The organism is Shewanella sp. MBTL60-007, assembly GCF_019654915.1.
GTDB lineage: Bacteria > Pseudomonadota > Gammaproteobacteria > Enterobacterales > Shewanellaceae > Shewanella.
In genome coordinates this window covers 1-12,340 of the sequence record NZ_BPET01000090.1, presented here as the reverse complement: position 1 = coordinate 12,340, position 12,340 = coordinate 1, and the positions used below count along the sequence as shown (strand labels likewise).

10 protein-coding genes are annotated in these 12,340 nt (G+C 40.6%); 4 read left to right on the top strand and 6 right to left on the bottom strand.

Annotated elements, in window-relative coordinates; all coding sequences use genetic code 11:
- Positions 1 to 529 (top strand): malate synthase (locus K5Q92_RS22565; RefSeq protein ID WP_259649678.1); only part of this gene is annotated, 529 nt, incomplete at its 5' end.
- A 292-nt stretch (positions 530 to 821) separates the two neighbouring features.
- A complete protein-coding gene (locus K5Q92_RS22560) occupies positions 822 to 2,039 on the top strand; it encodes an RsmB/NOP family class I SAM-dependent RNA methyltransferase (RefSeq protein WP_220771098.1) in 1,218 nt (405 codons plus the stop codon).
- Between the two features lie 56 nt (positions 2,040 to 2,095).
- On the opposite strand, the gene K5Q92_RS22555 is transcribed toward K5Q92_RS22560, so the two are convergent.
- The 6 genes from K5Q92_RS22555 to K5Q92_RS22530 form a co-directional block, all read right to left on the bottom strand.
- On the bottom strand, positions 2,096 to 2,515 hold the full coding sequence (locus K5Q92_RS22555) for a secondary thiamine-phosphate synthase enzyme YjbQ (RefSeq protein ID WP_220771097.1): 420 nt from the start codon (positions 2,513 to 2,515) through the stop codon (positions 2,096 to 2,098).
- A gap of 139 nt (positions 2,516 to 2,654) precedes the next feature.
- Complete coding sequence (locus K5Q92_RS22550; protein ID WP_220771096.1) at positions 2,655 to 3,569, bottom strand: lysylphosphatidylglycerol synthase domain-containing protein; 915 nt, start codon at positions 3,567 to 3,569, stop codon at positions 2,655 to 2,657.
- A 67-nt stretch (positions 3,570 to 3,636) separates the two neighbouring features.
- Positions 3,637 to 4,908 carry a glycosyltransferase family 4 protein gene (locus K5Q92_RS22545; protein ID WP_220771095.1) on the bottom strand — a complete coding sequence of 424 codons (1,272 nt, stop codon included), beginning with the start codon at positions 4,906 to 4,908 and terminating at the stop codon, positions 3,637 to 3,639.
- A gap of 45 nt (positions 4,909 to 4,953) precedes the next feature.
- A complete protein-coding gene (locus tag K5Q92_RS22540; RefSeq protein ID WP_220771094.1) occupies positions 4,954 to 5,988 on the bottom strand; it encodes a glycosyltransferase family 2 protein in 1,035 nt (344 codons plus the stop codon).
- A gap of 39 nt (positions 5,989 to 6,027) precedes the next feature.
- Complete coding sequence (locus K5Q92_RS22535; RefSeq protein WP_220771093.1) at positions 6,028 to 7,773, bottom strand: glycosyltransferase family 39 protein; 1,746 nt, start codon at positions 7,771 to 7,773, stop codon at positions 6,028 to 6,030.
- Between the two features lie 177 nt (positions 7,774 to 7,950).
- Complete coding sequence (locus tag K5Q92_RS22530) at positions 7,951 to 10,017, bottom strand: sulfatase-like hydrolase/transferase (RefSeq protein ID WP_220771092.1); 2,067 nt, start codon at positions 10,015 to 10,017, stop codon at positions 7,951 to 7,953.
- 575 nt (positions 10,018 to 10,592) lie between these two features.
- Here K5Q92_RS22530 and K5Q92_RS22525 point away from each other — a divergent pair.
- A complete protein-coding gene (locus tag K5Q92_RS22525) occupies positions 10,593 to 11,924 on the top strand; it encodes a L,D-transpeptidase family protein (protein ID WP_220771091.1) in 1,332 nt (443 codons plus the stop codon).
- Positions 11,917 to 12,318, top strand: a complete 402-nt coding sequence (locus K5Q92_RS22520) for a helix-turn-helix domain-containing protein (RefSeq protein WP_220771090.1) — start codon at positions 11,917 to 11,919, stop codon at positions 12,316 to 12,318. Before K5Q92_RS22525 ends, K5Q92_RS22520 begins: the two co-directional genes overlap by 8 nt.
- The last annotated feature ends 22 nt before the right edge of the window (positions 12,319 to 12,340 follow it).

The window sequence follows — 12,340 nt, the reverse complement described above, 5'->3', positions numbered from 1 at the left end:
GGATAGGGCCATGGATATATCAACAATCAATAGTACTCAAGTAAATCAAAATAATAACTTTATTGGTGCGGAGCTTGTTGATGTGGATCTTGTCAAAGAAGCGACGAGCAGCGACACAACGGCCCCATGCGCGAAAGAGTTTTTAGATGCAAAGTTTCCATTAGCCAAGGGCTCCCATAAAAATGCCTGTAGTTATGTGGTCTACTATTCACAGCTGTTAATTTTCATGGCCGATGGGAGTCAAACAGGTTTACGCTTTCCAAAGCAATTCGTGGCACTGACAGGCCATAAGAGCGAACCAACTGCGATTTTGCTTCGAGACAGGGGGACGCACGTTGAGTTAAGTTTCGATAGAAAGCAACCTAATAGAGACCGAGATTTAGCGAATATCAAAGATATTCAGTTAGAAGGGCATGACTATTGGATTAGCTTAATCAATATAGAGAACACTGCCACTGTTGCTGCGATGCAGTCTCGTGAGTTTACTGCAAAAGATGGCAGTGAATACTTAGTTAAGAGTCAGAGTTAACCGTTACGGACACTCGATAACCTAAAATTTAGCGTTAACGCTACAGGTAAAGCCGCTAGGAGAATTTAGCGGCTTTATTGTTTTTAAGGCTATCAATAAGATCCACTGGGTTTGCTCGGCCTCCAATTTAGTTAAAGGCTATTTTTCATCTCTTTTATTTCAGTATACCAAGTAGCATATCTATTATTGCTCTGGAGTTTCTATAAATTACCGCTTTTGACAGGGCTTAGCTTGCGTATTTTAAGCTTTGCTCCTATGATCGCAGCGTTTTCTATCTAGGGTAACTTTTTTAATGTTGAAATCTTCGCTATCTCCCAGCTCAAATGAACTCGTGATCAGTATTCTTGATCTTGTTTTATCAGAGGGCAAGCCACTCGACCGTGCATACTCACAGCACTTTTCTGGCTTAAAATTAGAACCAACTGAACAAGGCAGAATTACTTATGTTGTGGGTGATATTTTAAGAAGATTAAATCTTTACTGTTACCTGTCAGATGTTAAACCGGAAGAGATGGCACGCTTAGGTTCACGCTTATTGAATGTTTGGCATCTATTTAACGACCTTCCTTTGCCGAAAATGCAGTACTCACTACAAGTTGATGCTGAAGATTTAGCCTCACGTATTGAGTCAGCAAAAGCACAACCAGTACTGTGGGACGGTTGCCCTGACTGGTTAAATCAAATGGGTGAAGCCCAGATGGGCGAAAAGTGGCCCGCAGAAAGAGCGGCGCTAAATCAACCCGCAAAGCGATTTTTACGTACCAATATTTTAAAGTGCACTAGAGAAGAGTTAGCCAATGCATTGCGCAAAGAAGGTGTGCAAACCCTTCCTGTAGAAGGTGTCGATACCGCTTTAGAAGTGGTTTCTGATTCTGCATTGTTTAGAACTGAAGCGTTTAAGAAGGGCTGGTTTGAGCAGCAAGATGCGGGTTCTCAATTGGTGGCACTGGCGCTTGATGCTAAGCCTGGTATGAGAGTTGTTGACGCCTGTGCAGGTGCTGGTGGTAAAACGTTATCTATCTCAGCACAGATGCAGGGCAAAGGTCGATTATTAGCCATGGACGTTGAGCAGTGGAAACTAGATAACCTCAAGCAACGTGCTCGTCGCGCGGGCGCCCATAACGTTGAAACACGGATCATCGCCAGCAGTAAAACCATTAAGCGCTTAAAGCTAACTTGTGACCGAGTATTATTAGATGTGCCTTGTTCTGGTCTTGGCGTACTAAAGCGTAATCCAGACGCAAAGTGGCGTGATACTCCTGAACGCTTGCCAGTGCTGGTTGAGCTGCAGAAGCATATTTTGCAAAGCTACAGTCGTATGGTGAAAGTTGGCGGTATCTTAGTCTATGCAACATGCTCGATCATGCCTGAAGAAAACCGAGACCAAGTTGATGCGTTTCTTGCTGATAACAAACACTTTAGGTTTATCGAAGATGAAACCATTAGCCCTGCTGAAACAGGTTTTGATGGATTCTACCTGGCTAAGCTAGAACGTATATCTGAAGCTTAATTATTGATAGGTCGTTTGAAAGAAAAAAGAGCACATAATGTGCTCTTTTTTTAGTTTTACTCTCCATGCAATGTAATAAGTATTCTTCTACTGCCACCATTATCTCTGTGCTCACCTAAATAAATACCTTGCCAAGTGCCAAGGTTAAATCGTCCATTTGAGATTGGGATCGTAATTGATACCCCTAAGAGACTTGATTTCAGGTGTGCTGGCATATCGTCATCACCTTCGTAAGTATGAGTGTAATAAGGGGCTTTTTCTGGTGCGAGCCGATTTATGTAGGCTTCAAAGTCGGCTCTTACACTCGGATCGGCATTTTCGTTTAACGTAAGCGATGCCGAAGTGTGTTGCAGCAATAAATGCGCAATTCCCATTTTTATGTTTGGCAACTCTTTAAGTGAATGTTCTATTTCATCGGTAATTAAATGAAAACCACGGGGCCGAGGTTTTAGTGTAAGTTGTTTTTGTGTCCACATAGTTAGCTTCTTTGAGGGGGCGTGTCGCTACTAGTGTAAACGGAGATAAATAAGAAATTAAATAAAATGACAACTTGTCTATTTTGAAGGAATAAGGCATAACGAAGATATCCTTCCTAAAAGCACAATAAGGAAGTGATTAAGTAGCCTTAATGGTTCGAATGGTTAAACCAAGCAAAAAGCCAAGGCCATCTCCAAGTGTAGTAAGCATGCGCAGGGTAACTGCTAATGATAAAGCTAAGCCACTTCCATAGACTGGCGCGATTAATGAGATAAGAGCAGCTTCTCTTATACCAAGTCCAGCGGGAGCGCCTGGTGTAATAAAGCCAAGTAACCATGCAATTGTAAAGGATGCAGTCAAAAACCAATAATTAGTGAACTCCACTTTAGGGTAAGCTGTTGTTATCAAGTATAAAATCCAGCCAAAAACCAAAAAGCTAAATGTATATAGTAGATAGCATTCCGACAGCGCACGCTTAGAGGGGAACTTCAGATTTGAAACATAACTTTTTAGATAATGAAAAGTCTTTGGGATAAAAAATATTGAGATTATTAGTGTCAATGGAATAATCAGAGATAGATATAGACTGAATTTCGATACATTTGGCACTATGGATAATAGTAGAGAGCGATTAAGTATAAATGCTGTTATACCAATAACGGCAGCAGAGATAATGACGATTATAATCTCGCAGGTCATTGTAATAGAGATGGATTGACTTGTTAGGCCTGTTCGGTGGGCTAAAACTGCGCGTCCAAGATGGTGAGAAAAATTACCCGGTATATACTTACCAAATTGAGAGATTAAAATAATGGTTGTTACTTGACAAATTTGCGTATTTTGTCCTGTTGAAACTAGCAAACGATGCCAAGCTATCGATGTGAAGGCGAAGCATACAAGATATAAAAGCAATGCTAGCGACAACATAGAGATATTTTCTTTGGCAAAAAATGACATTGAAAGTAGTGACCAGTTATCGACTAGGTACATGACGAAGAAAACACTGCATAGTGTGACTAAGAGTCCTCCCGCCCAATGATATCCTTTCTTCAATATTAAACTCCTGTATATTTTACTTGGCTAATCATTGCAGTAATTAGATGGATCATTTTTGGTTAGCTTAGTGGGCTTGGCTGTCGTCTCTTATGCAGCGGTTAAAGACGTTAGCCATCTTTTCTGCCGATACCAGGCTTGTTAAGTTTTCTACTTTAACTTTTGCCTCTCGAGTTAATTTATTGGCTAATGCTTTATCATGATTTAACCTCAATACATAATTAGCGATCTGTTGGGGGTTAGCTTGGTCGACTAGCAAACCTGTTTTTTCATGATGAATAACATCCGTTATTCCGCCTAGATTGCTGGCGATTACAGGGGTGCCTGCTTGCATCGCTTCCAGAAAGGCGATGCCTTGAGCCTCTACACTTCCATCAGAGGTACGTTTTGAAGGGCCAATAAAGATATCTGATGCCGTTAGGTAGTTGATAAGATCTTTGGATTCGACCCACCCTTTAAAGATGACATTTCTCTTGATCGCTAACTTTTCCGCTAAGCGATTAAGCGTAGCTTCTAAAGGTCCTTCTCCTAAGATGAGTAAGCGAACGTTCGGATGCTTAGTTTTTACGATAGCGACCGCCTTAAGAAGGTCATCAACGCCTTTTACCTCAACTAAGCGCCCAACAAAGATAAGCAGTGGTGAGCTGTCTATTTTATATTTTTGTCTTATCACTTCTGCTCTATCGTTGTCGGCTTTTGAGCGTGCAACTCCCATAGGGATCAAGTTTAAGTTTGCAATGTTTGGGCTAATGGAAAGAATTTGCTTTTTGGTTGCAGAACTATTTACGGTAACGGCATCGGCATGTGTTAAAGAAAATTGCTTAAATCGAGATAAAATATTTCCAGAAAGCGCAAAAGCATCACTGCCATGAACGGTAATTACGTGTGGGATCTTTAAGGGTAACGAGGCGAGTACCCCATTGAATCCTTGTGGTAGGATCCAGTGAGAGTGCAAAAGGTCGTATTTGCCACTCATCAGTAGCTTCATTATCGCTAGCCATTCAAACATAACTAATGGCGGGAGTTTTAAATAGTTAAGCTTGTTCTTTTGCAGGTTCATTAATGCTCCACCTTGATAGCAAACCGTTTGAGCAACTTCTGGCAGCAAATAGCGGAAACGCTTCACCAACACACCTTCTAAAGTCTCTTCTAAAGCTGCGCCTTTATAATGTGGAGCTAGCACATCAACCTCCCAATCAAACTCTTTTAAGTCAGTCACTAAGTGATGCACAAAAGGAGTGGTGCTGTCTCCTTGCCATCTTGGATAGTTTGAAGTGACACATAACGCCCTTTTTTTAACCGGGTTATTGTGGGGGATTTTTGAGGTTATATTATCCAATCTACCTCCTATTTACAGTGGTTACATTAGCCCAAAAAAAATAGACTATCGTTGATTGGCGATCTTTTGTGGCTGCTTGTTCTGTTTTGTTAAAGTAGAATGAACGTCAGATTGGGAGGAGACTTCTCGCTCGACCTTAATGACCCTTTCATCCAAAACTTCCATTTTATGCAGCATTTTCTCAGTCAATTTACGATTGAAGTTAATCAGGTCAGCAATTAAGCCCACTAAGAGCGTAATAACACCTAATGTCATGAGTGTAGAACCTAATATGAGTGATTGCATATGGCCGTCGCCATTACCTTGTGCATAGAAGTATACGAATCGTATGATGGGTAACATCCCGACTAGAATGGCGATAAGCCCTAAGGAAAAAAATACCCGCAGTGGACGGTACATAGTGTACATTCGCATAAGTGTCGTGGCAGACATATAAAGAAATTGAGGGATAGATTGGAATAGTCGTGACTCGCGCAGTTTTCGATTAGTTTGGATTGGAATAGACTTTATACTCATGCGCTTTGCACTCGCCTGAACTAACATTTCTAGGGTATAACTAAACTCTGACACGATGTTTATCTGTCTTGCCGCCCCACGAGAAATTGCGCGAAAGCCACTGACGGCGTCTTTAATATCGAGATTGAGAATAGATTTGACTATAAAGCTTCCAAAGACCTGTAAGCTACGTTTGAATAGCGAAAAATGCGGATTCTTGAACCCTCCGCGATCCCCAACAGTAATATCAGCTTCATTATTGATGATAGGCATAACCAACAAAGGGATTTCTGTTGACCGATACTGATTATCGCCGTCAATATTTACGATGATATCGGCGCCTTGTCGAAGGCACTCTTCTATCCCTATGTGAAAAGAACGAGCTAAGCCTTTATTAGTCGTGTTAGTGACTATGTGATCGACTCCTGCTTGTCGGGCGACATCTGCTGTGCTATCAGTTGAACCATCATCGATGACGAGTATTTCGATGCAATCAACCCCCGGTATTTGTAGTGGAATATTATCGACCACGTCACTTAGGTTTTCAGCCTCATTAAAGCAAGGAATTTGTACGATAAGTTTCATTTTTTTTACCTTCTTTTTCTATTCTAGGCACTTAAATCGCTAGAACCCTGTGAAAATGGGTTGATACCGAGATTGCAACGGTGGTCGATATAGATTATTTCCCCAGCGGAAGGTGACCTCTTGCTCAGGCTGACTCGGCGTTGCTATATGACTACCTTTGATTAAGAAAAGTGTTTCTCCGGGCGATAAGCGTTGTGCATCGATGGTTATCGAGTGACTAGCTTCAAGCGTATAGACCCCAGGAATACTAATCGAAAAACTCGTTCTTCCTGCTCGTAGGTCTAGGTGCTTTCCAGCTACATAGAGCGCTCCCCAGTGGGGAATATAATTTTCTTGCAAGGCCGTTAGATCTTCTGAAAGCAACCGGTTTGAGTTTGTCTCAGGTATTCTTGCATGGTCTAAAAATTGATTATTTGCGATGACAAAACTAGGTTGTTCCACCGCAATAGCACTTTTTAAGAGAGGTTGACTTGCTTTAATATAGGACTCCATTCCCCAGCTGCTCATAAAAAAGCCTTGTTTAGGAAATGAAGCTATCATTGAGCAGCAATCTATGTATTCAGTGGGTGAGGGGAACAGCTTATGGATCAGCTCTACAAATTCGTATTGCACCTGTAACGTTCTCTGTTTTGGAATGATAAACCCGTGATAGGTGATGCTTAGCGCCATGAAAAATAACAAGCAACTGGTAATTACATGCGTTTCTCTACTGCTTTTAGAGCTGTGCTTTAATCCATCCCATGCCACGCCACACAAAACTGTTGCCGGAGCGAGCATAAATGAATAGAAGTAGGGGAAGGCATTTCGGTAGAAGAAGATCGTACATAGGGGGAAAGCTAAGCTTAATAGAGAGAGTCGTTCGCTTCTGCCTAGCTGCCTTTGAGGTAAACTAGCAACACACGTCACTTTAATTCCGTATATCAACGCTAACCAGAATAAAAGGTCGTATAAAAGAGAATATTTAAAGTAGATAAAGCCAGGAAAGAAGGTGCTGTTCTTGATTGTTTTATCGAAACTAACGTTAACTGCTTCTGCGGCTAGTGCTGAGTCAGGTAGATGTAGAAAGCTACCATGAATAAGATATAGAACATAGAAAGTGGTTATCGCGCAAAGTATTACTGTAAGCGGCTTATATATGAACTTGCTCTTTGATGGTGCCTCTAAGTAGAGTGCGACAGCGATGAATCCGAAAGTGGGTAGATACAGAAGAGACTTGATAGTGAAAAGTACCGCAACTGCAATACATACACCCGCAAGGAGCAGCCGTTTTATCTGAAGTTTCTCAGATAAAATGAGTGCAACGCTTCCCATTAAAAAGAAAGTTGCAAAAGGGTCGGCTCTGAAACTCGCACCCATCCGAATATTGAACGAAAAGGCAAAGTAACAAAGTACTGAAAATAGTGCGGCAGGAGTGCTTACAAAGCGGCGAGCGATAAGATAGATAAAGTAGCCTGTTACGATTTGAAAAAGCACTAAAACTAAGCGAGCGGCTTTAATTTGAATGACTTCATTGGCAGAGACCCACTTAAGCCAGTTAAAGAAGTGAACATGTAAGGTCTGTAGTTGTGCTGAAAGTGTGCCGTAGTCATATTGATAGACAAAGGCTAAGTAATAGAACTCATCCCAGTTAACCTCATAGAATAGGGCGACATGAAAGCGAGCGGCAACGGCAAACGCTAGTAACAGCGATAACAATCGAGTTTGACTGACCTTGCTGCGCTTACAGTCAATACCTGAGGAGAGAGTCCCTTTAGTGTAAGGTGCCCCAATTTCTTTGCTTGTCAAAAGGTTACCCGAATAAAAAACATCTTGAGATAACTGTAGTACATATTTTTGTGCTCGTTCATCTTCTTACAGATTTGTTTAAATATCCGCTAGCATGGCTCAGTGATGACTTTTCATAGGACTAATTTTTTATAACTCAATACAGTTAACTGAACAGCCATTGTTAACTGAAAGATATTAATCTGTGGGGCTTTGGCTGTTGTTTCGGCTAAAGCTGGCTTCAATACAAACTGCGTGTGGATCAAACCCTGTGTCCTCTTTGTATAGAGAGCAAAGTTCTCCCATCATAGCGCGCCAATCAAAATCCCCCTGATATTGAGCAGTGTCATAGATCTCATTTGTTGCTGTATTAAAAAGCACTGGGGTGTCGTAATCAGGTAATAAGCTTAGCTGCCATTGTTGGTAGTAGATTGCACGCTGTTTTTTGGCTATTAGCTCTATATAATTTTCAGTACGCATGTAGGCTTTTCCGTCAGCTCTAACTTCATAATTTGAAGCGGTTTCTGACATGACCTCGTTCTTATCGATAAAGCTTTTATTTATGGATTTTACGGGGACTGACGATTCAACAAAAACGTATCTATTAGGGGATACTTGTTCCGCAGTCCAAGGCAGAACAATACCGTCTAAATTGCTCTCTTGCAGTCTTGGGTGAGATGAACTTGAAATTTCTAATGAGTTCACTAGAGAAGGGACGATATCCACCAGCGAGTAAAGTCCTTCTATCTCTTGCGCAGGGGTAACGATACTTCCATTCTTGAATTCTGCTCGGGCCATCAGAATAAGCGATTGCTGCTGATCTAAGATATTTGTACCATGACCCCAAGACTTCGTTTTAGGGAACGCCTTAAGGTTTTCTGGGACAGGAGTTTTGAAGCTGGGTAGTTTAAAGCTCTCGCCATGATCGGAAACAATATAGACAATCGCATTGTCGAGTACTCCTCTTTGTTTTAAGCGAGTAAAAAGATCAGCGACTTGTTTATCTACGCTGCCTATCATCTCTTTATACATATAGTGGTTGTAGTTGCCATCCCAATTTTCTCGTGGCTGAGATATAAAGTCTTTAGACGTATACGGCCAATGTAATTGACAATAATGTAAAGCAAGAAAATTAGGGGCTTCATGAACAAGGCTCTCTATTACAGCCTTATTAAAAGTAATAGGAGAATAGGCTTTACCGTAGGCCCTATTATTGTATAAGTAAGGGAGTATATAAGAGGAGTAGGGGTGCATTAGTAGTATATTTAGATAGGGAAGATCGCCTAATCCCGATATTAGTGCATCAGCAGCACCCGCCTTTGGGCCTACCGTATTATTAAAGCCGTAACTGGAGTCTATTTGGTTAAAGCGCCGCTCATCAATGGCATAGGTTGTGTAGTAGCCTCGTTCCTTTAACAGTTCGATAATAGGAAGCGTTTTATTGACCATCTCTGGTGGGGCCAAATTGAACCTCACTCCATTATTTACCGGATACTTACCCGTTAGAAGACTCATCCAAGCAACGTAAGTTCGTCCCTGAGGTGTATAAGTATTCTTGTATACGGTCATTTTATCGAGTAGGCGGTTTAAGTTAGGGGCTACATTTGGGTCTGCTCCTAAGTACTTCAAATGATCCGGTCTTAGTCCGTCAATGCCTAAAACTATAATATTGGGATCGTTTTGGGGTTGAGCAGTTGTATTGTTAATTGATAGAAATGGGCTAACGAGTCCGGCTATAAATAACAGCGATATAAAAAGAACGACAGGTCTGGTGGTGAAAGTGAGTAACCCTCGATAGAAACTGATAATTAAAAAGCTTACCAACCCTCCCCAGACAAGAGGTTCGCTCAGCGCAGTATGCCTAAAGTAAGAAACTAATGAGGTAGGATAAAAGTAGGAATTAATTGCAATCAAACAGGTTATGTTTATAAGAATCAGAAGAAACCAATATAGCTCTTCTTGAGAGTTTCCCTTTAAAGTAAACCAAGGGCTTCGGGTTGAAATCGTGATTATGCCTGCCCAGATAATGTGTATAGTGACTAGAACGCTGAAAAAAAATATAACATCGTAGATCAGTCCGTATGCTGATAGGGAGTGACTATCTAAGCTATTCATAGTGCTAGCTAAAGACATTACGGAGTAGACTTGAAGTGTGGATTTAAAGTTAAACAGAATGACTGTAAACAGTATTAAAATAGCAAGGGTTCTAAAATAAACCCGCAATAATCGTGTTTTCGACAGTTCCATACCATTTTCTTCGCTCATTTCCCCTCCTTCTGCGAAGCGTTGTTATTGCTAGCTCTTATGGGGTAATTGATATCTGAAGATACGAAGTCATGCTCTTTAGATGCTGGCCAACCACCAAGAATAAGGTATCGTTCTGCTAAACTTGAGCCAGAGGGGTTACTTGTTCTAATGCTCTTTGTGAAAAGGTAATCCTTATACATAGCATGCACGTTTAACAATAGTAAAACCGTCACTCCTACCGTTAAAAGTGCAGATGTTAGGTTCAGCTTATGTAACCCTATCTTCATCATATCCTTCCTAGACTTTGCAGCAATAACAATGATTATTTTAGGAACAAGTCAGTTTGATTATAGAAGAATATAAGCAAAAAACTGAATATATGATGAACTATGGCTTAACCAACGGTATTTGACCAATACCTTACAGCCGCCAAAAAAATAACGTTAACACCTTGCCTAATAGTCATTTTTTGTACTAAACCTAAAAACTAGTCGTTTACTGAAACTTGGAGTTTTATTTTGACTAGTATCATTTTTTATTCTGTTTCGGCTTCATGATAGTTATCTTTATTGTTGGATTAGGTCGCAGTTAACATGTTAAGCAAACACAAATTGCTCGCATGCAATCTACTTATTAGTCTTCTAATGGCTTTTTCGGCTCAGGTGCGTTCTGAGTTCTCTTCTCATCAGCCAGAAGTTAACTCTGAAGTCACTCATCAGTTGCGGGCGTTAGTTTTGGATCTTGATGCAAGGAACAGTGTTACAGAGTTAATAGATAAGGCTGGTTTAGTAAGTCATTTGAACAATCAAATTTTTGGCGTTCAGCTAAATAGCCAATCTCTGTCTGTTGACCAGTACTTTAATTTAATTAAGCGTAAAGATATCGAGAGCTTAAGGAAGTCAATACGGCATTATAAGTCGTTATCTCGCTATCAATGGCCGACAGTAACCCCGATAGAATTAAGGTTAGGTATAAGAACGAAAGAGATCGCAAAACTCAGGTGGATGCTTGCTAGACTTGGGGATATACCAGCTTATTCTATCCCTCCGTACCGAGAGAGTATTTTTGATCCTAGTGTTGAAGCGGGTCTTAAACGCTTTCAAAGAAGGCATGGTCATGTTGTAGACGGTAAGCTTCAGCTCGAAACAGTATTATCACTTAACACCGAGCCGTCTATAAGAGTTACTCAGTTACAGGACGCCTTGAAGGAGTCCTTAAAAAAGCACGATAAAACGAAAGATTATGTTTCGGTTAACCTCATAGATCATACCTTACGGATAACGAAAAATGGTGTAGAGCAGTTAGTTATGCCTGTCATTGTGGGTAAACCTACCAGCAAAACACCGGAGTTAAATACCACGATAAGTGCGATTACGGTCAATCCCGCTTGGAGGCCTCCTGCAAGTATCATTTATAGCGATATTTTAAGGAGTGTGGAAAAACAGCCTAATTACCTAAGAAATAATGACTTTGTATTCAAGAGTTATACGAGTAATCTCGTTGATGATAATGTGGCACAAATGGATACAAGCAGTTTTAAACATAAGTTAAAGACGAGCGCTCTTGTTCAATTGCCAGGTAGCAAAAATGCGCTTGGTAAACTCCGATTTACGATCCCAAATTCAGATGCGATTTTTCTTCATGATACTCCAAGAAAACATTTGTTTAATAGAGCAAATAGAGCCTTGAGTCATGGTTGTATTAGGCTTTCTCAACCTGAGGTTTTCGCCAAATATTTAATGAATAAGGAACCTTATCAAACTCGGCAGATATTTAAAAACGCACTAAAAAGCAACCAGACAAGGCATTTCCGCCTTACGAGTCAACTTAATATCAATATTGCCTATCAAAAGGTTTGGATTGATAAAGATGGCCATTTACAGATAAGAGATAACGTTTCGGGTCTAGGGAGGGAAGATGGATAGTTTTTGTCATGACAATAAGACGTTAGCCAAACTCATACGTAAAGAGAAGAATGCCAGAATGAAGCTCAAGTTGTTGGCTGTTTTGCACTTTCAAGACGGCAAATCAAGGTACCAAATAGCGGACTTCTTGAAAGTGAGTCGCACGAGCGTTAACCGTTGGATTAGCCTCTATCTATCGAGCGGATTAGAAGGATTAAAAGATAAGCCTCATTGTGGTAGGCCGAGTATTCTTAGTCATGATCAACTGTTACAACTTAAGCGTTACATCGATAATAAAAGTAATCGAGAAGGCAATGGAAAGTTGACTGGAGGAGATATTCAGCTATACATGGAGAAGCAATTTGGAGTTAAATATGAAATATCGAGTGTCTATAAATTGATTGACCGATTTTAACTTTTCCGCTTTCGCTCTTTTT